Annotated in this window: 21 protein-coding genes; 12 read left to right on the forward strand and 9 right to left on the reverse strand. The window is 43.4% G+C overall.

The window, feature by feature from the left end:
• Positions 1-149 precede the first annotated feature (149 nt).
• The 3 genes from BLR84_RS28295 to BLR84_RS30180 all read left to right on the forward strand — a co-directional run bounded on the left by BLR84_RS28295 (position 150) and on the right by BLR84_RS30180 (position 2,598).
• Complete coding sequence (locus tag BLR84_RS28295; protein ID WP_090473626.1) at positions 150-944, forward strand: NIPSNAP family protein; 795 nt, start codon at positions 150-152, stop codon at positions 942-944.
• A gap of 320 nt (positions 945-1,264) precedes the next feature.
• Positions 1,265-2,149: a sugar phosphate isomerase/epimerase family protein gene (locus BLR84_RS28300; RefSeq protein WP_090473627.1), complete on the forward strand. Its 885-nt coding sequence runs from the start codon at positions 1,265-1,267 to the stop codon at positions 2,147-2,149.
• Positions 2,150-2,457: 308 nt separating this feature from the next.
• Positions 2,458-2,598: a hypothetical protein gene (locus tag BLR84_RS30180; RefSeq protein WP_176852179.1), complete on the forward strand. Its 141-nt coding sequence runs from the start codon at positions 2,458-2,460 to the stop codon at positions 2,596-2,598.
• Here BLR84_RS30180 and BLR84_RS28305 read toward each other — a convergent pair.
• From BLR84_RS28305 to BLR84_RS28325, 5 genes are all read right to left on the reverse strand, one after another.
• The gene (locus BLR84_RS28305; RefSeq protein ID WP_090473628.1) at positions 2,581-4,101 is read right to left on the reverse strand and encodes a S41 family peptidase; all 1,521 of its coding nucleotides are present in this window, start codon (positions 4,099-4,101) and stop codon (positions 2,581-2,583) included. The two genes, BLR84_RS30180 and BLR84_RS28305, sit on opposite strands and share 18 nt — an antisense overlap.
• 58 nt (positions 4,102-4,159) lie before the next feature.
• On the reverse strand, positions 4,160-5,503 hold the full coding sequence (locus BLR84_RS28310) for an MFS transporter (RefSeq protein ID WP_090473629.1): 1,344 nt from the start codon (positions 5,501-5,503) through the stop codon (positions 4,160-4,162).
• Between the two features lie 626 nt (positions 5,504-6,129).
• Entirely contained in the window at positions 6,130-6,924 is a 795-nt protein-coding gene (locus BLR84_RS28315) for a molybdopterin-dependent oxidoreductase (RefSeq protein ID WP_090473630.1), read from the reverse strand.
• Positions 6,905-7,612, reverse strand: a complete 708-nt coding sequence (locus BLR84_RS28320; protein WP_176852180.1) for a cytochrome b/b6 domain-containing protein — start codon at positions 7,610-7,612, stop codon at positions 6,905-6,907. Before BLR84_RS28320 ends, BLR84_RS28315 begins: the two co-directional genes overlap by 20 nt.
• Positions 7,613-7,651: 39 nt before the next feature.
• Positions 7,652-8,455, reverse strand: a complete 804-nt coding sequence (locus BLR84_RS28325) for a DUF1223 domain-containing protein (protein ID WP_090473631.1) — start codon at positions 8,453-8,455, stop codon at positions 7,652-7,654.
• Positions 8,456-8,706: 251 nt separating this feature from the next.
• Between BLR84_RS28325 and BLR84_RS28330 the strand changes: the two genes are divergently transcribed.
• The 4 genes from BLR84_RS28330 to BLR84_RS28345 all read left to right on the forward strand — a co-directional run bounded on the left by BLR84_RS28330 (position 8,707) and on the right by BLR84_RS28345 (position 11,114).
• Entirely contained in the window at positions 8,707-9,279 is a 573-nt protein-coding gene (locus BLR84_RS28330; RefSeq protein ID WP_090473632.1) for a sigma-70 family RNA polymerase sigma factor, read from the forward strand.
• A gap of 11 nt (positions 9,280-9,290) precedes the next feature.
• Positions 9,291-9,572: a hypothetical protein gene (locus BLR84_RS28335; protein WP_090473633.1), complete on the forward strand. Its 282-nt coding sequence runs from the start codon at positions 9,291-9,293 to the stop codon at positions 9,570-9,572.
• Between the two features lie 173 nt (positions 9,573-9,745).
• Complete coding sequence (locus BLR84_RS28340) at positions 9,746-10,669, forward strand: retropepsin-like aspartic protease (protein ID WP_090473634.1); 924 nt, start codon at positions 9,746-9,748, stop codon at positions 10,667-10,669.
• A gap of 160 nt (positions 10,670-10,829) precedes the next feature.
• Positions 10,830-11,114: a hypothetical protein gene (locus BLR84_RS28345; protein ID WP_143014016.1), complete on the forward strand. Its 285-nt coding sequence runs from the start codon at positions 10,830-10,832 to the stop codon at positions 11,112-11,114.
• Between the two features lie 401 nt (positions 11,115-11,515).
• Here BLR84_RS28345 and BLR84_RS28350 read toward each other — a convergent pair whose 3' ends face one another.
• From BLR84_RS28350 to modA, 3 genes are read right to left on the reverse strand one after another with little or no spacing between them, the layout of a single operon-like run.
• Positions 11,516-12,133, reverse strand: coding sequence for an ATP-binding cassette domain-containing protein (locus BLR84_RS28350; RefSeq protein WP_090473636.1), 618 nt, complete (start codon positions 12,131-12,133; stop codon positions 11,516-11,518).
• A complete protein-coding gene (gene modB, locus BLR84_RS28355; RefSeq protein ID WP_090473637.1) occupies positions 12,130-12,801 on the reverse strand; it encodes a molybdate ABC transporter permease subunit in 672 nt (223 codons plus the stop codon). Before modB ends, BLR84_RS28350 begins: the two co-directional genes overlap by 4 nt.
• 12 nt (positions 12,802-12,813) lie before the next feature.
• Complete coding sequence (gene modA, locus BLR84_RS28360) at positions 12,814-13,566, reverse strand: molybdate ABC transporter substrate-binding protein (RefSeq protein ID WP_090473638.1); 753 nt, start codon at positions 13,564-13,566, stop codon at positions 12,814-12,816.
• Between the two features lie 261 nt (positions 13,567-13,827).
• Between modA and BLR84_RS28365 the strand changes: the two genes are divergently transcribed.
• The 5 genes from BLR84_RS28365 (at position 13,828) to BLR84_RS28385 (ending at position 21,179) form a co-directional block, all read left to right on the forward strand.
• Positions 13,828-15,738, forward strand: a complete 1,911-nt coding sequence (locus BLR84_RS28365) for a 7TM diverse intracellular signaling domain-containing protein (RefSeq protein WP_090473639.1) — start codon at positions 13,828-13,830, stop codon at positions 15,736-15,738.
• A gap of 448 nt (positions 15,739-16,186) precedes the next feature.
• Positions 16,187-18,067 carry a glycoside hydrolase family 30 beta sandwich domain-containing protein gene (locus BLR84_RS28370; RefSeq protein ID WP_090473640.1) on the forward strand — a complete coding sequence of 627 codons (1,881 nt, stop codon included), beginning with the start codon at positions 16,187-16,189 and terminating at the stop codon, positions 18,065-18,067.
• A 33-nt stretch (positions 18,068-18,100) separates the two neighbouring features.
• Positions 18,101-18,934 carry a glycoside hydrolase family 16 protein gene (locus BLR84_RS28375; RefSeq protein ID WP_090473641.1) on the forward strand — a complete coding sequence of 278 codons (834 nt, stop codon included), beginning with the start codon at positions 18,101-18,103 and terminating at the stop codon, positions 18,932-18,934.
• 66 nt (positions 18,935-19,000) lie between these two features.
• Positions 19,001-20,233 (forward strand): family 16 glycosylhydrolase, encoded by a 1,233-nt coding sequence (locus BLR84_RS28380; RefSeq protein WP_090473642.1) that lies wholly within the window; start codon positions 19,001-19,003, stop codon positions 20,231-20,233.
• Between the two features lie 55 nt (positions 20,234-20,288).
• Positions 20,289-21,179 carry a hypothetical protein gene (locus BLR84_RS28385; protein WP_090473643.1) on the forward strand — a complete coding sequence of 297 codons (891 nt, stop codon included), beginning with the start codon at positions 20,289-20,291 and terminating at the stop codon, positions 21,177-21,179.
• A 61-nt stretch (positions 21,180-21,240) separates the two neighbouring features.
• On the opposite strand, the gene BLR84_RS28390 is transcribed toward BLR84_RS28385, so the two are convergent.
• A complete protein-coding gene (locus tag BLR84_RS28390; RefSeq protein WP_090473644.1) occupies positions 21,241-21,897 on the reverse strand; it encodes a tetratricopeptide repeat protein in 657 nt (218 codons plus the stop codon).
• Positions 21,898-21,995: the final 98 nt, after the last annotated feature.

Below are 21,995 nucleotides of genomic sequence, written 5' to 3' on the forward strand. Positions count from 1 at the left end.
GAAATAAAATCATCCATCGAATCTTCGCTGTTATTAAAAACCAAGTACCTTACCAAAAGCATTTGTTTGTATCATAGAAATCGCAATGACATATTCAATAATACGTTTTACCTTTATCTTGCTACCTTTATTTTATTAACCATCTAAGCATGAAAAGACGTTCATTCCTGAAAGCCTCGGCTTTAACGGCAGCGGCAGCCGGTATATCAACCCATAGCAGCATGGCATCAACAGTAAAAGAAAAAAAGGGTACCGAGTTTTACGAGTTGCGTACCTATATTTTAAAAAACCAGGCGCAGCAAAAACTGGTAGAAGATTATTTTCAGAATGCGGCTATCCCGGCTTTGAATAAACTGGGCAGTAAAAACATCGGCGTATTTACCGAACTAAAACCCGAAGGGCAAACCAAAATTTACGCGCTCATCCCTTTCAGCAGCCTGGCCGATTTTTTAGCCGTGCAGGAAAAACTTAACCTCGACCCGGTTTACCTGGAAAAAGGAGCTCCTTATTTAACCGCTCCTGCCACCGAGCCAGCTTATGAGCGTATCGAGAGCTCCTTGTTAAAAGCCTTTGCACATATGCCACAAATGGAGGTACCTAAAAAAGGTCAGCGTATTTTCGAACTGCGCCGGTATGAGCACGCAACCGAAAACGCGGGCAAAAAGAAACTGGAAATGTTTAACGATGCCGGCGAGATAGATATTTTTAAAAAGCTGGGTTTTAATCCCGTGTTTTTTGGCGAAACTATCATCGGCGATCACCGCCCTAACCTCATCTATATGATCACGTTTGATGATCTGGATGCCAAGGCCGCACACTGGAAAGCTTTCGGCTCCGACCCGGAATGGAAAAAGGTAAGCAGCATCCCCGATTACTCCGATGCCAAGCTGGTATCGCACATTACATCAACATTGTTACAGCCAACAGGGGCTTCGCAGGTTTAATTGATCTGTTCGATTAATTGCAGAGAAATCTCTTTAAAGATCATCACAATTCGTTTGGCTGAAGCCGCCTTTCTTTTTATTATTTTCCGCCCCATAAATGGGACGGCAATGAATTTAGACCCTATTTAGGCATGTGTATTTTTATTCATTGCCGTTTGGCTTCAGCCAACGGACTAGGACTATTTCAACACACAAAAATGGCTTTAGCCTAACCTTTCGGATGAGCTTTTTTAAGAACATTTCACAGGAGGCAATAATAAGTGCTTGCTTTTAGTGTTCATAATACACTATATTTACATTAACCAATTAAAAGTAAATCGATGACAACCAGACGTTCCTTTCTCAAAACTTCGGCATTAATTTCTGCCGGACTTTTAGCGGCTCCGAACTTATTTGCTTACGATAAAAAGTATATCGGCCTGCAATTGTATACCGTACGTGATGCCATGTCAAAAGACCCGGCAGCTGCTTTGGCTAAAGTTGCCCAGGTTGGCTATACCTCGGTAGAGGGCGCCACCTACACCGGCAACGAATTGTTTTACGGCATGGACGCTAAAGCATTCAAAGCGCTTTTAAAACAAAACGGCCTCATCATGCCAAGCGCGCATTACCGCCTGGGCGAAGAGCAGGTGAACGGCGCATCGCAAAAAGGCACAATCCTGAATGATTGGGAAAAAGCGGTTACCGACGCGGCCGAAGTGGGTGTGAAATACATGGTGTGTGCTTATCTGTCGACACCAGAGCGCGGCAATTTGGATCATTATAAAAAAATAGCCGAAGATTTTAACAAAGCAGGCGAGACCTGCAAAAAATCGGGCATACAACTTTGTTACCACAACCACGATTTTGAATTTGTACAGGAAAACGGCAAATACCCTTACGAGATCCTGTTAGGGGCGACTGATAAAAACCTGGTAAAATTTGAAATAGACCTGTACTGGTTAACCAAAGCCAACCAGGACCCTATCGCTTTAATTAATAAGCACCCGGGCCGTTTCCCGCTATGGCATGTAAAGGATCTGGATAAAACGCCTGAGCGCAAATTCACCGAGGTGGGCAATGGTATTATCGACTTTAAAAAGATATTCACCCAGGCAAATAAAGCAGGCCTAAAATACTTTTTTGTAGAGCAGGACGTTTGCCCCGGCGATCCTTTTGACAGTATCACCCAAAGCATTACCTACATTAAAAAGAATTTAGTTTAAAGTATGTTCAGGGTAAAAACCAACTGTCATTTCGACAAACAGCGATGGACAAAGCGATGGAGTGAGGAGAAATCTTTTACTCCATGCTGTCTAAAATGATATATCGTAAAAGATTTCTCCTCGTACCTCGTTCGAAATGACAACTTTTGTTGATATTGGATCCCTATCTATTATCCCAAACTCACGTTAGTTTAAAATTTCTGTTACAATAGCACATTCTATACAAAACCATCGTTTTATACTTAAAAGCGATGGTTTTGTTGTTTCATACCCGATCGCTTCCTGCGTGGATTTTAAACAATATGGAAATGAAGATCGATATCAATATGATAAAGGGTCTGCTGATAGCATTAGCAGCATCTTTCCTGTTTGCTTGCGCAGCAGAAGCACAGCAGGGCAAACAGATTAAACCCTTGCTTAAACAACAGGCTTTAGCGTATCAGGCTTAAGGCTTTTTGCAGGTCGGGGTCTGTTTTATTCACAATGTCCTCCGGGCTGTACTCCACCGGGTACTCGGGCATAATGCCGCGGCCAAAATCGTAACGTTTAGCAGCCGATACAAAACGCATCCAGGGGAAATCAACAATAACATGGGTATTGGGCAAAGTTAAATGCTGAATGGTGCCCCCGCTGCAAGCCTGCTCGTTACCGGCAGTTTCGCGGCCAACAAACACCACATCTTTACGCTGAGCCTTCAATGCGGCGGTAAACAAAGCAGCCGACGAAAATGTGGCCCCGTCAATTAGAACAACTAATTTCCCCTTGTAATGATCAGATTTATATAAGGGCAACCTGCCGTACAGCTGTCCCCAGGCAGTAGGCCTGAATTTGATATGATAATAAGTGCCATCCTCCGGACCTGGCTCAAAACCTTCGTTAAAGCTTGATGTACGGGCGGTGTCAAAATAGCGTTCAAAACGGCTGATAGCGGGATTTGGGATACGGGCCTTTACATCCTTAACAATGCTGAATGAACTATCGGCCAGGAATGACAGTAAGCGGATAGCCACACGAATATCGCCACCGGTATTATGCCGCATATCCAGGATCAGGTTTTTGATCCCCCGCTGATGTATCTGTTTAAAGGCTTCTTTGTAAATATTGGTATCGGCATACTGATAGGGCTTGGTGACAAACCATGCGGTCGGTTTGCCCTTTAAAAAGCGCAGGGGTAAATGATCTGTATCTTTCGCTTCTGTCCAATCGGCTAAATTATTGGTTTTTGCTGCGGGCGTATTTAATGTAGCGCCAGGGGCGAGGGCATTAACCACAAGGCTTTTTAATTTACCCTGTTTGTTACGCAGGGTAATATGATAGGGTGGCAACCAGTGATAATATTTGTTACAGGCATCCTCAAATCCGCCATACTCGCTTAAAAAAACTTCTTTAAATGTTTCATTATATCCATCACCGCCATACAGGTCGTATCCGTGATCAACAATGGCTGCAACCGGGGTATTGTTCATACTGATGATCTCGTCGCCGGTATTTAATTCGTTAGAATAATGATTAGTGATCCAGGCATGATGATTTTTCACCAGTACCTCAAAGGGCAAACGGGGAGACGAAGGTCCAGATGGTTTATATCCTACAGGATACTTTACCTGGGTATGCCCGCAGCGCAGATTGCTTATAAAAGGGTAAACGTGTGCTATAAAATCAGTTTCGGACAAAGGTTGATTGATAGAGGCTACTACATGGTCAAAAGTACGGCGCAGACTATCTGGTGGGGTAAAAACACCGTAGGCTGGGTGCATTTCTTTAATAACAGCCCACAGTATGGTCAGGTCATCATGCATAGCTTTTACCGGTAGTTTGTGGCTAATGATATCTGAACTTTCCGTTCCGGCAATGTTTTGTTTTTTAGTATCGGTCTGATGACAACCGCCAACTATAAATAGGGTACATAAACAAGGAAAGATTATAAATACTGATTTTAAATTTATTTTCATTGCAGATACTAACTTCACAGGCGATCTAAAGATAATAAAAAGACCAGAATCTGCCTTTTCATTTTACCCTGTGCTCCCGGAACCTACTGAAAAAAACCATGGCGAGTATGCAAAGCACACAACCGCAAATGCCGTTGAGCCGCAGGCCATAGTCGTGCCCGGGATCTTTACCATAAACGGTTAAAAACGCAAAAAGTGCTATACCCAGGGTTTGCCCCAGTTTTACAAAAAGATATTTCACCGCGAAAAACATCCCTTCACTGTTCTCGCCGGTTTCTTTGGCGTCGTTCTCGGCAATTTCGGCCAGGATGGCATTGGGTAATATACCCAGCGATGCCAGCGGGAACGATGTGCTTAACACCAGTATATAAACCTGCGCCGTTGGTGATAGCGGGAGCTTCCCCAGGAAAAATATGGCCACAAAAATGAGACTTAATAAGCCAAACGAAAAAAGCATAATTGGCTTTTTACCTATCCTTTTGGACAGGTAATTGATGAGCGGGTAAAACACCAATGAAAACAGCACCATAGATCCCATCAATATACCACCCATTGATTCGGGAAGACCCAACAGAACCGTTACAAAAAACAACAATCCACTTGATATGATACTGAGGGCCATGTAGTACGAAAAATCGGAAATGAGATAGTATTTAAAGTTACGGCTGGTAAAAGTTAAGCGAATGGCCGCAAGTAAGGGCAGGTGCGTAGGCACGCTTCTCGAATATTTCTTTTCATCAATAGCCAGAACCGGTACCAGCATCACCAGGCCGGCAAAAATGCACAGCCCCAAAATGGTGTGTTGTACCGCAACATCCCGGTTTGGGGTATGCAGGATGTGCTGCACCAGGTCGGCAAAGTTATTAACCAGGGCAGATATGATAATGCCAACCACAAAACCCACCTGCTGTAATGATGATAGTTTTACCTTTTCGGCACCGGTATGGGCCAATTCGGGCAGCAGGGCGTTGTAGGGAATAATATAGGCCGTTGCACCCATAAAAAAACAAATGAGCGTAAAAGTAAGCCACATCGCGTTGGTAACACTTTCGCCTTTAACCAGCGGATAAAAAGTAAGCGAACAAAAAACAACAGCGGGTATAATGGCCCATTTCATAAAAGGGATGCGGCGCCCTTTGGCATTTTCGCTTTTATCACTTAGCGATGCAATAAAAGGATCAAATAGGGCATCAACAAATCTGCCAGAAGCAGCAATGAGCGACATGATATTAAACACACCAAACACAAGTAGCTGAGGCACCAAAGGTATCAACCCGGCATTGGATGGTGGTAAATAAAAGTAGGGCAGCATCACAATGATAATATTGGTCATGATGCTCCAGCCTATCATTCCACAGGCGTAAGCAAGTTGTTTTGAAAGTGGCAGTTTAACAGCCGGCATATATGCAATATGCAAATATTATATGGATGTGCGGATGTGCAAATATGCAGATTACAAATGATGGATAAATTGAATACTTTTTGATTTACTGAATTATTGAGTTTTACTGAAAAGATAAATCGTTAAAGGATTGATGAATATGGGTTTGGAGGCATCAAGCATCATCCGGGCGTTACCTTCGGCCCGGGCTATCCGCTCATACGCCTGCAGGCATTAGGCGCCGGGCCGGTATCCGCTGCTATCCCTAACGCGGGTTGTCTGAATCAGGATTTACAGAATTTAAGGATTAACAGAATGAGTTTCCCGTCAGCAGAACAGCTTCGGGCGAAAGCGGGTAGAACAATGCTGGCCTGTGCGGTTGCAGGGGCATAGCGAACCTTACCCGAAGCGGGGATAATGAGCGAACGAAGTAGAGGTAAGGTTTAGCAGTCCGTGGTTCTGTCCGGTTTGCAGGGCAAAGGCCATGTGCGGCAAAGAAGCATTTCTGGTGACTTGATTTTTGGTTACTTTTTATCAAGAAAAAGTGACTGGCCCTCCCGCGGCCAAGAGCGGGTATACGCCAAGCAAAGCCGGCTCTGTACAGCATAGAGATTGCTTCGTGCCTCGCAATGACGCGTCATTCTGTTCTACAACCCTGAATAATAATCATACCCCTGTTCGGCCCAATAATCCGGCGGACGACTATCGCTAAAACTCATGCTGCCAATCCGTTTTAGGTTTTTAATGCCATATTTAACCGGAATGATCAACCGCAGAGGGGCTCCATGATTGGGAGGCAGAGGCTTTTCATTAACCTCGTAAGCCAGCAGCGTTTGCGGGTGCATGGCGCTGGGCATATCTATGCCTACATAATACTCCGCATCAGGTGTCGCCAAACCCACATATTGCAATTGCGTTTCGGCACCGAGCTTAAAATGATTGATAAAATCGACGAACTTTACACCACCCCAGTGCGATATCTGATCCCAGCCTTCCACGCATTTAAAATCATAAATGATATCTGTTTTGGGGAGGGCTTTAATGTCATCCAGCGTGATCTGCAATACTTCGCCGGTATGTTTTTTCACCTGTAGTTTCCAGGTGTCGATATCTATTTTACCCTCTGAACCGATGTCGCTGTTATGGCGCACATTTTTGGCGGCCATTTCTTTGGGATAGGTTTTAACCAGGTTGTTATTACTAAAAACACGACGAAAGGCCAGTTCGGTTTTGTTTAAAGCCCTTCTTAAAGGTGCACGGGCACCCGCGGTTACAGTTCGCGCTTCTTCGGGCGAATTGTATAACCATTTCCAACCGCCATAAGCCACGCTTCCGGCTACAATAAAAGTACCGAACGAGAGGAAATTACGCCTCGAGATCTTCTGTTCAACGGTAAGCGGCTTTTTAGGGCTTTTATGCTTTTTACTGAATGGGTTTTTCATCACTTGGGGGTGTAATTTCAATAATGGGTTTAGGATCTTCGTTCACTACTTCAAATCCGGAGATCACCGACCGGAAATTGTTCCACCCGGCCAGGATTACCTGCACCACATGGACCACAAAAAAAAGCACATAGCCTATCGTTAGCGCAAAATGAAGGATCCGGGCAAAATGATAACCGCCACAAAGCCAGGTGAGGTAATAAAACTGCACCGGTTTATAAATAGCCAGGCCCGTTATCACCGACCCTATCCCCATCACAATGATGGCGGTATAAGCAATGCGCTGCGCCGCGTTATACTTGTTTTGTGGCGGCGCCATCTTGCGGATGTGCAGATCATGCAGCAACACCAGCCACGCTTCTTTAAATGATTTTTTTTGAGGCACCAATTCGCGCCACTCGCCCGATATGATGGTATACAGTACATACAAAATACCATTCAGCGTAAAAAACCACATAAACAAAAAGTGAAAAGCCATCCCCTCCGAAAGACGGTGCGGGATACGCAAAGCGTTATAAAACCAATCGGGAAAAAAGCTGAAAAAGGTATACCCGAACAGCGTTATTTTATACTCATCATTTGCCCAATAGATCAGCATCCCGCTCCAGATCATAATAGTGAGTATCGGAAAGTTTACCCAATGCGTCCAACGCATGGCTAAAGGATGTTTCTCTTTAATAACTTTCATCAGGTATAATTACTGAATTATTGAATTAGTGATTTTTCTTTACTTACTCACCGTGGCCGTTGTTGTTAGATTGGCCTTTGTTGCCGCTAAAATTTCGCCGTTGGTATTGTTTTGTACCAGGCCTATTACTTCCCAATCCTGAGTGTTTATTCCTTCGGGTATGGCAATAGTCGCATTGCCATTACCACCGGCATTTATAGCCAGGTTCTGTATTTTGCGTACAATTTGAACATGCGATAAGGTACGCCCGCCGTTTTCGCCACGCTGCACTTTGGTTTGCGCTGCTTTTTGTACCAGTGCTAAAAGCAGGTTGGTGTTTTTTTCGGCGCCATTTACACGGTATTGTACCGTAATATGATCCTGTCCTTTTTGTGTATTAAGGGTTAAAGTTGCCGCAGGATTAGTCCGCAGGCCCGCGGTGATGGCATTGCGCAAAGTACCTTCTTCCGAGCCTACAAATTCCTTTTTACCGTTGACTACAATTTGCGGTGTATAAACCGATTGCAGGTTTAACCAATTCGCATATTCATTTTGGCGTTTGGAGTAGTCGGCGCTACTAAAAACATCCTTCCAACCCAGGCGGTTCCAGTAGTCCACATGAAAAGCCAGTATATAAACCTGCTTGTCCTTATCCTCTTTTTGTATCCGGGCTACCAGTTCATCGGCAGGCGGGCAACTGGAGCATCCCTCTGAGGTAAAAAGCTCTACCACAGCAAAACCTTTACCATCAGCTATCGCCTTATTTTTTACCGGGACATTGCCTTTAGGAATGATAAAGGCCGCTAATACCATTACCGCGCTTATAAAACCGGCAGCAAGGGTAAATATTTTAATTGATCTCATATTGCTATTGTTTGATATACGTTTTCCTGCTTAGTCGGGTTGCGTACCGTAACCTTACAATAAATTTTATTTTTTCTTTGGGGATGCCAATTTGGTCGTATCAGCGCAAGTCATTTATACTTAATGAGGTATATGTAAATTTAATTAATAAATAGGATTATATCACGGCAATTCAAAAAAACAAGTGCTGCTTTGTAAGGATTTAAACGCGCTTACGACTAATGGCTAAATGTTATGAGTAAATTTAATCGATGGTAACTGAAAAACAATCACTGGACCCGCACAACTGGGTGAAGGCTCATGCCGATTACCTGTATTCGTACACCCTGTCGCGCCTTAATGATGAAGAACAGGCCAAGGACCTGGTACAGGAAACCTTTTTGGCCGCTTTAGAAAAAGTTGACCGCTTTGAAGGCAAAAGCTCCGAGCGGACCTGGCTTACGGCCATCCTGAAAAATAAGATCATTGATGTTTATCGTAAAAAATCATCCGGGCTGGCGAACATCACCGAGAAAAAGGCCGAGGAAGAGCAAAAAGATTTTTTTGAGGAAGATACAGGTCATTGGACCGAAGCCCATCAACCACTGCCGCTTGGCATTGAAGATCTTGAACCGCTGCGGGCGAAAGAGTTTAGCCATATCCTGCAACTATGTATGCAAAAACTCCCGGCCATGTGGATGTCGGTTTTTACCATGAAACACATGGACGATGCCACTACCGAATTTATCTGCAGCGAGCTGCGGGTTACCCAGGCCAACTTTTGGGTTATTATTCACCGGGCCAAGCTTAGCCTGAGGGCCTGCCTTCAAAAAAATTGGATCTAAAAACATTAACCATGAATCACTTAAAAAAAGTCATATATAACTGCAAACAAGCCACCCTGCTCATCGAGAAACGACAGATCAGGAAGCTCAGTTTTCGCGAAAGCATCGAACTCCGAGTCCACCTGGCCGGCTGCTCGATGTGCCAATTGTACAATAAACAAAGCCAGATCATCCACCAGATGGTACTACAGCTTTTTCATGATACCGAGCAGCAGGCATCTACGCTTTTGCTTGATGAAAACTTTAAAAAAGAACTGCAAGAGCGTATTGAAGAGGGATTGAATAATAATTAAAATATTTTAGATTTTGAGGCTATGGTCGCACTGGTGCATAGCCATAACCATTGACCCGAGATAAGGTCATTACCTCAAAACTAACCGGATTGGGAAGCCTGTTACCGTATAACAAACGCTAAAATGTCACAAATGGGATTTCCTGGCGTCTATTCATAAACGCTCCTATTAATATGAAAACCATTATTCTTTCATTTTTACTTATTATTCCATTTTCACTGCTTCACGCTCAACAAAAACCTCTTGCAATCCTGCCGTTCGAGTTAAAAAGTGACAACCGTATATACATTAAATGCCGTATCAACCAGTCAGATACTTTAACCTTTTTATTTGATACAGGGGCGGGAGCTATGGTTATCAATGAAAGCATTTTGGGTAAAAAACTAAAACTGGTTTTTGACTCAGAAACCAATAATGTGGGAGCAAATGGTGAAAATAAAGTAAAGACAAGTACTAAGAATAATCTCTTTTTTGGCAATATGAGAACGGACAGCGTTACTTACCTGGCCATTCCGTATGGTGATGCTCCTTTTGACGGTGTTTTTGGAAATAACCTGATGAAAAAATACGTCATAGAAATAAATTATCATAAGAAACGCTTGTATTTTTATGACCCTGAGCATTATGTATTTGACACTAAACAATATGATAAATTTGAGCTGAAGTTTATCATGGGGGTGCCTACTATTACAGCTGCATTATTTATTGATGATAAAAAAATCACGGCACCCTTTGAAATGGATACGGGCGGCGATAGCGGTCTGATAATTTCAGATCACTTTTCAAAATCAAATCACTTAGCTCAAAACTTAAAACAGGTAGCAAAAACCACTGCGTTAGGCTCCGATGGAATAAAAACAGAGTCTTCTATAGTTGTGGTTCCAGAAGTGGCCCTAGGGAAAAAGCATTTTTACAGGATACCGTCCCTATTATCCCAAGCACAATCTGGCGTTTTGGCCAACCCTCAATTAGCCGGTATTTTCGGAAATAATTTCCTGAAGCGGTTTGATATCATATTAGATATTCAGCACAACAAATTATTCCTGAAGCCCAATGATTATCTATATACACCTTATTATGATTTTTTGGTAAAATAAATATAAACACAGTTGTTCTGGCTTGCAAATTACAGCCAATTTTGGATCACCTTTAAATGGCGTTAAATAAATTAAAATACTTTGTAAGGTTCGGATACCCCACCCGACTAAGGGTTAAATGTTAATAACGAACCACACATTAAAATTTAAAAATCAAAGTATGAAATCAATTATTTCAGGCGCTTTAGCCGCGGGTTTAGTAGCAGTATGTTTAACCTTAAGCGTACAAGCCAAAACAGTAACGCCATTAAAAGTATCAACCGCTGCGGTAAGCGATACCGGTAAAATGGACAAGATGGCCAAAGGCAAAAAAATGGACAAGATGTCTAATGACAAAATGGGTAAAAAGAAATCCGACAAAATGGATAAAATGTCCAAAGACAAAATGTCTAATGACAAAATGGGCAAAAAGAAAATGTCAAAAGACACTGCGGGTAAAATGTGAGTTGTTTATTGTTTTGAGAAGGGGGGGGCTTATGCCCCTCTTTTTGTTTATAGGGATTAATAAATCAAGGCCGGGCCGTCATGCTGGACAAAAGCGCAAGCCCAGTGCGATTCCTTCCCGAGGCAAGGGGAGGAAGGGGTTTATGGAATAGGAAGATCATCTTCTTGCAAAAAGTGGGTTTACATGGTTTACACTTTTTACGGTTAACATAAATTTATACAATTGATAATCAATTACTTAAATAAATTTAAGTGCAAAAAAGTGGGTTTATATGTAAACCCACTTTTTTGCTTTTTTCTTCTTGCGCTCGTTCACAACGAGTGCAAAAGAGACGCATGTGATGTGTCTCTACAAAAATAATCCGTAGAGACGCATTACATGCGTCTCCTATTCTCGCGTTTTTACTCAAACACCAGCTCCCCATCGGCCCAGCCGTCCAACTCATGTGGGTTATGGCTCACGATAAGCGTGGTTGTGCCCTGTTCTTTTAAAAGAACTTTTAATTCAGTTATCAGTTCCGTTTTCATTTTAGCGTCAAGAGCCGAAAAGGGCTCATCCATTAAAAGAATCTGTGGCTTGGTAGCCAGGGTCCGCAATATGGCCAGGCGCTGCTGCTGCCCACCCGACAGATAATCAGGTTTGTGCTCCTGCAATGTATCCAGCTTCCCCAAAAGCAATAGTTTTTTTATCCAGGCTTCGTTGGTTGTGGCGTATTCGAGATGCTGCCTTACGGTCATATTAGGGAACAACGCGTATTGTTGAAAAACAAAACCAGTATTTCTTTTTTGAGCGGGTACGTTGATCTTGGCACCGGCATTAAACCAGGAAACAGCATCAACCCTGATAATGCCTTTTTCAGGGGTTATCAGTCCGGCTATAATTTTCAGGAACGTAGTTTTGCCCGAACCCGACGGGCCATATATTTTCGTGATGCTGCCGGTAGCAAACTGCCGGTTAACCCGCAATACCTGTTGCCCGTGGTAGGCCTTTAGCCTTTTTTCAATCATTATATTGATCATGCTAACGGACTTTTTGCCTGGTACTTATTAAACACAAAAACAGCTATCACCAGTATAAAAGTAATAGCAAATAAAATGAGCGAATAATTATTGGCCATAGCGTAATCCCGCTGTTCCACAGCATCATAAACGGCAATGGAGGCCACCCGGGTTACGCCGGGAATGCTACCGCCAATCATCAGCACCACACCAAACTCGCCCAGGGTATGGGCAAAAGTAAGTACCGCCGCCGTTAACAATGATGGTTTAATGTTGGGCAGCAAAACATACCTGAATGTTTGCCATTCGGTTTTACCCAGGGTGTAGGAAGCCTCGGCCAAAGCCGGTGGCAATTGCTGCAATGCCGATTTTACCGGGCCAACCATAAAGGGTATGCTGTAAATAACCGATGCCAGCACCAATCCCTGGAACGAGAATACAAACTGCACATCAAACACCTCCTGCAACCATTTGCCAAGGCCATGCCGCGGACTAAAAGCCAATAACAAATAAAACCCCAGTACCGATGGAGGTAATACTAAAGGCATGGTAATAATAGCTTCTATGATGATCTTAAAAAGTGACCGCCCCCGGGAAAGCCACCAGGCAAAGGGCAATCCCACAAACAGCAGTATCAGGGTAGTGATACCTGCCAGTTTTAAGGTGAGCCAAATGGGTGAAAGATCCATCAGAAAATATTTTTATGGAAGCCGGTAACCATACGCTGTAAATATCCGTTTTGCAACCGGGCTTAATATATACTGGTAAAATTTTTCGGCATCAGGGTTGTTGGCTCCATGTTTTAACAACACCAGTCCCTGTAATATGGGTTCATATTGTTTAGGGTCGATCACCTGGTAATACAATTTTGTTTTACTGTCGGATTCCTTGATGAGTGATTGCGTGGTAAAGCCCAGGTCAACCACCCCGGCAGTGATATAGGTGTTTACCTGTGATATGCTTTCGCCATAAACAACTTTTGATTGCACATCATCTAAAATACCCTTCTGTTGTAATAATTCGGTGGCCGCCTTACCATATGGAGCTATCGCCGGATTGGCAATGGCTATTTTTTTGACCCGGGCAGTTAGTAATAACCGTTCCCAATTGTTAAAGCCTATATTTTGCGAGCTGCAGATAATCAAGCTCCCGGCGGCATAAACCACAGGCTTTTTCTCGGCGTACCCGTTTTTAAACAGCGTTTCCGGAAAACTCATGTCAGCCGATAAGAAAACATCAAAAGGGGCTCCATTACTGATCTGCGTCACCAGTTTTCCGGATGAGCCAATAATGGGTTCAATCGTAATTCCAGTTCTTTGTTTAAAATCCTTCTGCAAAACCGTTATTACCGATTGCAGATTGGCCGCGGCCGCCACCCGTATATTTTGCGCCAGTACCACCCCATGCAGCAAAACAGCCGCAAGCATTAAAATTATGAGCCCTTTTTTATTCATAATGTTCAATAAAAGATACTAATATACGCTGTTAGCCCATGCGTAATGGCTATTTAGCACTATTTTGAAGCAAAAACGGCTAAATTAACTGTATAATACTTATTTACACCCCGTTAAATAACTGTATTAAGTACTTTTAATAGGATAATAAAAAGAAAACTATTATAATTGTATCCGGCCTGACACTAACCAAAACTAACCAGCTTCCGTACCGGTAATTATTAATTATTGGTACGGAAGATCCCTTACCTGCTTGTGAGCATGTTGAAACTTTTATTGCGGTCATTTCTGTTAACCAAGGTGCTCTTTTTGTGCCTTATTATAAACGCGTGCGCGCAAAATACAGTACCTATAAATGATAAGGTACAGCAGCATATATTTGGATATAAACAGCTTTTATCCCTGGAAGATACCACCGGGAAACTTACTTTTAACCAGGTAAAAAACCTGTCGCTTGCCGGTGCTTTTAAAGTAAACACTGAACCAACCCCGGTAACCAAACACCCCGGTTCTGCTTACTGGTACCGTTTGAAGATCGGTAAAAACCCTGGCACCAAAAACAGCTGGATCCTGGAGTTTTTTGATCAAACCATTGATAGTATTACGGTTTATTCGCCCATTACACCAGGTAATTACCTGGTAACATCCCTCGGAAGCCGGCATCCTTTCGGGGCCCGGTTCTATCAGCATAAAAACCTCACGCTTAACCTTAACCCCAATACCGATAATGATGGTGTTTATTACGTGCGCATCAAATCAAACCATTCGGTAAACATCATTATTGTACTCCGTTCGGTAAGCCGGTTTATCAGTTACGCGCTGGATGAGTATTTCTTTTTTGGTGTTTTTTATGGGATGATCCTGGTGTTCGGCCTGTACAATTTCATGATGTTTATTGCCATGCGGCAGATACAGTACCTGTATTACATCGCCTACAACATCAGCATCGGTTTATATGAAATGTGCGCCGATGGTATCGCTTACCAATACATGTGGCCAAACGCCCCGTTCTGGAACCAGTATGCCTACGGTATAGCCTTATTTGCCGCCAGTATTTTCGCGGTGCTGTTTACCCAAAAACTGCTCAATTTAAAGGTAAACGCCCCCCGTTTAAACAAACTTATCCGCTGGGTAATTTTAGGGCGCAGTTTGTTTTTTGTAGCCTGTCTTTTGATCGACAATTGCTGGTTCAATTATAAGATCATTGAGTTTATCCCCTTGTCGCTTGCTTTTTATGCAGGTTGCTATACTTTGCTTAACGGGTATAAACCGGCTCGTTTTTTTGTAATAGGTTATAGCTTTTTGCTCATCGGCTTTATCATCAAAAGCTGCATAGCGCTTAATATGTGGTGGCTGCCGGTTACCGAGTTTGATTATTACAGCCTCAGTGGTTGTTTCATTATGGAAATGTTGTTTATATCTTTTGCCATTGGCGATAAGGTGAGGATCTTGAAAAAGGAAAAGGATGACGCCCAGCACAGCATCATTATGCAGATGAAGCAAAATGAAGAGCTAAAAGATGTACTCAACAAGCGTCTGGAAGAGCAGGTACAGGAGCGTACCAAGGAGCTGGTTGAAAAATCTGGTATGATTGCCGAACAGAACGAGGAGCTCCGGTCTGTTAATGAATTGCTGCAGCAGCAAGCCGAGGAAATTTCAAGGATGAACATATTGCTTGAAAAGGATAATATCATTTTACACAACGACATTGAGAAAGTTACGCACGACCGTGTAATGTCGGCCGAGGTTGATTTTGAAGAATTCAGCCGGATATATCCCGACCGTGAAACCTGCTTTAAGTTTCTGTCTGATTTAAAATGGGCCAATAGTTATGCCTGTCGCAAATGCAATAACACCCATTATGGCAGCGGGCACTTGCCGTACAGCCGCCGCTGCTCCAAATGTGGATATGAAGAATCGGTAATAGCTTATACCATTTTACAAAATACGCGTATACCTATTAATAAGGCCTTTTATATGATATTTTTAATGTATTCTACCAAAGGAAAAATATCATCACATAAGTTATCTGAGATCCTGTCAATCCGTCAAAGTACCTGCTGGGCCTATAGCTCGCGGATTAAAAAAGTGATGGAAACCCGTAAGAAAGAGATCAAAGATGTCGGAAACAAAGGCTGGAGCAAGCTGGTGATCGACAATTCGGCTAATTGATCCATCATGCTGTTTATTAAGCTTTTATCATCTATCCCAGTATAATACCTTTCCATTTTTTTCTTTCAAATTAATTGCGATACAAGCGTATCACAAATATTTATTTTATTTATAAAAACCCTCCCTACAACGTTAAGCAGCCCTTTTATAAAGTTTATGAGCCTGCGTTTAAAGCGTATCGAATTTAATATAACTTATTATTAATCAGTTATTTATGAAAATTTTTCTTGTTTATTACGTTTAAAATAACATAAATTTGTTACAACATTTATAAACCGTACATAACGCTGCCTTCCTGAAAAACTTTTGCACTGGTGTATTTGATACACGGGTTAAAATTCCAAATATTTTAAGCTGTGGTTAAATCACCAATGATGTTTTGCGCCTGCTGCAGATGGACCGTACGTGGAGATCGATGCACAAAAAACCAATTAACTAATAACAACTTATGAAGATCAATTACAATTTAAAATGGCTGGCGGTATTTATCCTGCTATCCGCAGGGGTATTTTATTCCTGTAAAAAGGATTCACGCGCTTCGGCAGCAGTGACGCCCGGGCAGGATACCCAAACCGTATCCCGCGCCGCGAATGAAGTGGTTAATGCCTGGGTTACGACATCCGACAGGTCGAAACAACTAGAGGCCCAGGCCAGTTTTAATTTTGCTGCCGATGCAGGCACCAACGCTACAACCATAACCGTTGACGAAAACACCAGCTACCAGGGCATCGATGGTTTTGGCTTTACCTTAACCGGCGGAAGCGCTGGTTTGCTTAATGGCCTTGGTGGTAACCAGGCCGCGGTATTGAACGAGCTTTTCGGTACAGCCAACGGACAGATCGGTATCAGTTATTTACGTATCAGTATTGGGGCATCCGACTTGAGTTCCAGCGATTTTACCTATAACCAAACTTCCGGCGATGTAAACATGAACAACTTTAGCATCAGCCAGGAAAACCAGGACCTGATCCCTATTCTGAAAAAAATACTGGCTATCAACCCATCCATCAAGATTCTGGCCTGCCCATGGACAGCCCCAACCTGGATGAAGGTGAACACAACCGGTAATAACGGTTACACCGGCGGCAGCTTGAATACAGCTTATTACGATGCCTATGCCCGCTATTTTGTAAAATACATACAGGCTATGCAGGCGCAAGGCATTACTATTGATGCCATAACGCCACAAAATGAGCCACTGAACCCATACAACAACCCAAGTATGGTGATGCAGGCTAACGAACAGGCCAACTTCATCAAAAACAACCTGGGACCACAATTACGCGCCGCGAGCTTGAATACCAAGATCATCGCGTACGATCACAATACCGACAGGGTTGATTATCCTGAGGCCGTACTGGCCGATGCCGGCGCCAATCCTTATGTGGATGGTTCCGCATTCCACCTGTACTCAGGCAGTATTGGAGCCTTAACCGATGTTCATAATGCTTATCCCAACAAGAATATTTATTTCACTGAGCAATGGGTTGGAGCCCCCAGCAATTTTGGCGGCGACCTTTCCTGGCACGTGAATACCCTGATCATTGGCGCAACCCGTAACTGGAGCCGCAATGTACTGGAGTGGAACCTGGCATCGGACCCGAACAACAACCCACATACACCGGGTGGCTGTAGCACTTGTTTGGGTGGTATTACCGTAAGCGGTACATCCATCACCCGCAATGTTGGTTACTATATTATTGGTCACGCCGCACGGTTTGTGCGCCCGGGAGCTGTTCGCATTTCATCAAATTTATCGGGCAGCATCCAAAACGTAGCTTTCAAAAACTCCGATGGCAGCAAAGTTCTGGTAGCATTGAACAACGGATCATCAGCCGTTAGTTTCAAAGTAAAATGGGGTGCAGAATCTTTTACTTATAGCCTGGCAGCCGGCGCAGTAGCCACATTCAAATGGTCGGGCACGCAATCATCAGGCGGAGGAACAGGAGCACCGATAGGTTCTACCGTCACACTTAAAGGCTTTAACAATCAATATGTAAGCAGCGAAAATGGCACACAAGCCATGAACTGCAATCGCGCAACAGCCTCGGGCTGGGAAACATTTACGGTAGTTGATGCAGGTGCAGGTAAAATCGCGCTGCAAGCTATGGGTAAATATGTATCCTCAGAAAATGGAACCCAGGCCATTACCTGTAACCGTACTTCTATTTCCGATACCGAAAAATTTGACTGGATAACCACTACCGACGGTAAAGTTACCCTGCGCGGCAACAACAGCAAATTCATATCCAGCGAAAACGGCACACAAGCCATGACCTGCACCCGTGCTACAGCCAGCGGATGGGAAGCTTTTGGCGTAAACCAGTAAAACTTATAAACTAACTATTAACATACCTATCTTATGAAATCATTTTTTAACATCTCCAAAGGAGCCGTGGCAGCCATGGCAGTCCTGGCACTAACAGCATCCTGTAAAAAGGACCTCAACAAACCGTCCGCTTCGCAGACAGACCCAACCGAGGTAAGCACGCCAAGGGCGGGCACACTGTTATGGTCTGATGACTTTAATGGCACCAGCGTAAACACCAATAACTGGAACATTATCAACGGCAACCCTGGCGTAAATAATGAAAAGGAGTTTTATCAATCGTCTAACATTACCGTATCCGGAGGTTTCCTGAATATTACCGCGCGTAAACAAACTGTTGGCGGGCAACCCTATACTTCGGGTAAGTTAACAACCGCGGGTAAATATCAGCCAACATATGGCCGCATCGAGGCCCGGATCAAATTGCCTGCGGTACAAGGTACCTGGCCAGCTTTCTGGACGTTAGGGGCCAATATAAACAGCGGAACCCCATGGCCAAGCTGCGGTGAAATGGACATTATGGAACAGGTTAACACCTCCAGCACCATATTAGGAACCATGCACTGGGCAGTAGCCGGTGGCAATCAGCATACGCAATATGGCGGCAGCACTACAACCAGCGTAACCGGCTTTCATACCTATGCTATAGAGTGGACGAGTGCCGGCATCAAATGGTTTGTTGATGGCAACAATTATGTAACCGGTAACATTACTAACAATATTAACAATACCGGGGCTTTCCACAATCCATTTTTCATTATCCTGAATCTGGCTATTGGTGGCGATCTGCCCGGTAATACCATTAATGACGGCGCATTGCCATGCACCATGCAGGTTGATTATGTGCGGGTATACAGCTTACCATAGCCGGCACTAACTTATCATCTGTTATTATTTTGTACAACCACTTAATTATTAACATAAACCGACGTTATGAAATCATTTTTAATTTCTGTAAAAGGAGCCCTTATAGTAATGGCGCTCCTGGTAGTTACCGTATCATGTAAAAAAGACTTGAACAAGCCATCGGCTTCACAAGCAGATCCAACCCAGGTTAGTACGCCCCGGGCAGGTACGCTGGTATGGTCTGACGAGTTTAACGGTACCAGTGTAAACACCGCCAATTGGAACATAGACAATGGCAATCCCGGTGTGAACAATGAAAAAGAGTACTATCAATCGGCTAATGCTACTGTAGGGGGCGGCCTCTTGACCATTACCGCACGCAAACAAACCGTGGGTGGTCAGCCGTACACTTCGGCCAAGCTGACCACTGCGGGTAAGTTTCAGCCAACCTATGGCCGGATCGAAGCCAGCATCAAGCTTCCGGCGGTACAGGGAACCTGGCCTGCTTTCTGGATGCTGGGCGCCAGTATTAACAATGGCACACCATGGCCAAGCTGCGGCGAAATTGATATTATGGAGCAGGTGAATACTTCCAGCACCATATTAGGAACCATGCACTGGGCCGTTGCTGGTGGCAATCAGCATACGCAATATGGCGGCAGCACCACTACCAGTGTCACCGGTTTCCATACCTACGCTGTAGAGTGGGATACCAATTCTATCCGCTGGTATGTGGATAATACCCTGTATGTAACCGGCAATATTGCCAACAACATCAACAATACAGGTGCTTTCCACAATCCGTTCTTTATTATCCTGAATTTGGCTATCGGCGGCGACTTGCCCGGCAATACCATTAACGATGGCGCCTTGCCTTGTAACATGCAGGTTGATTATGTACGTGTGTATGATCTTTCGGGCACCACACCTCCGTCAAACCCGCCAATTGGCCAAAACATTACCCTTAAAGGTTTCAACAATCAGTATGTAAGCAGCGAAAACGGAACACAGGCTATGAACTGCAACCGTCCAACCGCTTCTGCCTGGGAAACATTTACCGTAGTTGATGCCGGCGGTGGCAAAGTCGCGCTGCAAGCTATGGGTAAATATGTGTCTTCAGAAAATGGCCTACAAGCCATCACCTGTAACCGCACCACTGTTAGCGACTGGGAAAAATTTGACTGGGTTGCGACAACGGACGGTAAAGTTACATTCAGAGGTAACAATGGCAAGTTCATCTCGAGTGAGAATGGCACACAGCCTATGACCTGTACCCGGGCAACTGCCTCTGGCTGGGAGGCTTTTGGTGTAAATCAATAACCTAATCTTTATATTTAGCCTGCCTTACCTCAAAGGCAGGCTTTTTATTTACCTGATGAAAAAATTTATAGGTTTTTGCTTTGCGTTTGTTACAGGCATATCATGTTTGTATGCTCAATCTATCGAAAAAAAATTGCAGGTATCCCTGGCCACAGGTTATCAGCAGCAAAATTTTCACTGGTCAATAGCCGGGAATCTTAACGGGCAAAACCCTAATATTTATTCGGAGCTTAAATGGCAGCACCTGGGCGGGCAAAGTATAGCCGCCAATGTACAATGGAATGTGTGGAAACAATTTTCCCTGTATGCCAGCTATAACCGGCAATCTATATCATCAGGATCTGTAAACGATACCGATTATGGCGCCGATAACCGTACCAACCCAACTTATCACGAAACATTTAATGCCGATGAAGGTAATACCTCCTTATGGAATGCCGGAGCTGGTTTTATCCTGATCAACAACGAGCGCTTTAGCCTGATACCTTATGTGGGGTACACCATGAGCAAACAATCACTGCATTTGCTGGACCGTACAGGAAATTTTCCTGATTTGAACAGCACCTATCAACCTAACTGGAAAGGGGCCTTTTTAAAAGTAACCTCATCTGTACGCATCATCAAAAACTTAAAATTTGCTGCCGATGTTACCTATAACCAGGTAAATTATAACAGCAAGGCCAACTGGAATTTGATTCAAACTTTTCAGCACCCGGTTAGCTATCGCCACCATGCCAATGGTTATGGGATTGATTCAGGCGGACAGTTTGTGTACACACTTTATCGCAACCTCAGCATACATGCAGGGGGCGCGTACTTTAACTGGCAAACCGGTAATGGTACCGATGAACTTTACCTCAACAACGGACAGGTTGATAAAACCCAGCTCAATGAGGTTGTAAACAGCGGTTTTAGGGTGCAGGGTGGGGTGGGATTCTCCTTATAGAATTGTCCTGCTTCATTCCATATTTCTCTTTACGGAGAGCCTTATTTTAACAATTACCTTATTACTCCCCAATAAGTTTTCTTACAGTGGGATTAATGGCATTTTTGTCTAACCCATCAGTTATTTTTAGATATTTCCTGGCGCTGTCCTTTTGAACAAAATAGGTATATGCAGCAGTTAATGAAGCATACGTTTTAGGATTATTAGCTTCAAGCTTAATTGCTGTTTTTAGATACTTGATAGTTATATTCAGATAATTTATGTCATTGGTTTGAACGAACAATTGTCCATAACTATTCGACGCGCTTTCCCATACTTTGGCATTGGTTCCGTTAATTTCTATAGAACGATTAAATAAAGGTAAAGATTCTTTTAACTTGCCTTTCCCTCCAACCAGGTTTGCAAACCCCCAATAAATATCTGCATTTAAACTATCTAATAACCATGCCTGGTTAAACCGCATCATGGCAGTATCCGGTATGTTTTTATAATAGTATTCCCAGCCTCTATCAACAAAATGTATTGCATTCTCTTTTCTACTTTTATGGTTACGATCACATTGCTTTAAAAAGACGCTATCACTTTCAATTTGAGCGTTACATTTCTTAACCCTCCCATACATGGGTAAAAGATTAATATCCTGGGGGCAATCCTCATTTAAACCACAGCTTAAAAGTAACAGGAGGGGCAGATAAATTAACCAGACGAATTTGTTCATTAGTTTTTAAAGGGTTATGCAGGCAATGTGAGGTTAAAATAGTTTGCAAAATAGCAACTAATAAATTTACAAATTAACTATACATAAAAGCCTTTGAA

The organism is Mucilaginibacter sp. OK268 (genome assembly GCF_900103125.1).
Lineage (GTDB): Bacteria > Bacteroidota > Bacteroidia > Sphingobacteriales > Sphingobacteriaceae > Mucilaginibacter.

Coding starts and splice junctions, on each gene's coding strand:
- BLR84_RS28295 (WP_090473626.1), top strand. CDS start 150: ATGAAAAGACGTTCATTCCTGAAAGCCTCGGCTTTAACGGCAGCGGCA.
- BLR84_RS28300 (WP_090473627.1), top strand. CDS start 1,265: ATGACAACCAGACGTTCCTTTCTCAAAACTTCGGCATTAATTTCTGCC.
- BLR84_RS30180 (WP_176852179.1), top strand. CDS start 2,458: ATGAAGATCGATATCAATATGATAAAGGGTCTGCTGATAGCATTAGCA.
- BLR84_RS28305 (WP_090473628.1), bottom strand. CDS start 4,101: ATGAAAATAAATTTAAAATCAGTATTTATAATCTTTCCTTGTTTATGT.
- BLR84_RS28310 (WP_090473629.1), bottom strand. CDS start 5,503: ATGCCGGCTGTTAAACTGCCACTTTCAAAACAACTTGCTTACGCCTGT.
- BLR84_RS28315 (WP_090473630.1), bottom strand. CDS start 6,924: ATGAAAAACCCATTCAGTAAAAAGCATAAAAGCCCTAAAAAGCCGCTT.
- BLR84_RS28320 (WP_176852180.1), bottom strand. CDS start 7,612: ATGAAAGTTATTAAAGAGAAACATCCTTTAGCCATGCGTTGGACGCAT.
- BLR84_RS28325 (WP_090473631.1), bottom strand. CDS start 8,455: ATGAGATCAATTAAAATATTTACCCTTGCTGCCGGTTTTATAAGCGCG.
- BLR84_RS28330 (WP_090473632.1), top strand. CDS start 8,707: ATGGTAACTGAAAAACAATCACTGGACCCGCACAACTGGGTGAAGGCT.
- BLR84_RS28335 (WP_090473633.1), top strand. CDS start 9,291: ATGAATCACTTAAAAAAAGTCATATATAACTGCAAACAAGCCACCCTG.
- BLR84_RS28340 (WP_090473634.1), top strand. CDS start 9,746: ATGAAAACCATTATTCTTTCATTTTTACTTATTATTCCATTTTCACTG.
- BLR84_RS28345 (WP_143014016.1), top strand. CDS start 10,830: ATGAAATCAATTATTTCAGGCGCTTTAGCCGCGGGTTTAGTAGCAGTA.
- BLR84_RS28350 (WP_090473636.1), bottom strand. CDS start 12,133: ATGATCAATATAATGATTGAAAAAAGGCTAAAGGCCTACCACGGGCAA.
- modB (WP_090473637.1), bottom strand. CDS start 12,801: ATGGATCTTTCACCCATTTGGCTCACCTTAAAACTGGCAGGTATCACT.
- modA (WP_090473638.1), bottom strand. CDS start 13,566: ATGAATAAAAAAGGGCTCATAATTTTAATGCTTGCGGCTGTTTTGCTG.
- BLR84_RS28365 (WP_090473639.1), top strand. CDS start 13,828: ATGTTGAAACTTTTATTGCGGTCATTTCTGTTAACCAAGGTGCTCTTT.
- BLR84_RS28370 (WP_090473640.1), top strand. CDS start 16,187: ATGAAGATCAATTACAATTTAAAATGGCTGGCGGTATTTATCCTGCTA.
- BLR84_RS28375 (WP_090473641.1), top strand. CDS start 18,101: ATGAAATCATTTTTTAACATCTCCAAAGGAGCCGTGGCAGCCATGGCA.
- BLR84_RS28380 (WP_090473642.1), top strand. CDS start 19,001: ATGAAATCATTTTTAATTTCTGTAAAAGGAGCCCTTATAGTAATGGCG.
- BLR84_RS28385 (WP_090473643.1), top strand. CDS start 20,289: ATGAAAAAATTTATAGGTTTTTGCTTTGCGTTTGTTACAGGCATATCA.
- BLR84_RS28390 (WP_090473644.1), bottom strand. CDS start 21,897: ATGAACAAATTCGTCTGGTTAATTTATCTGCCCCTCCTGTTACTTTTA.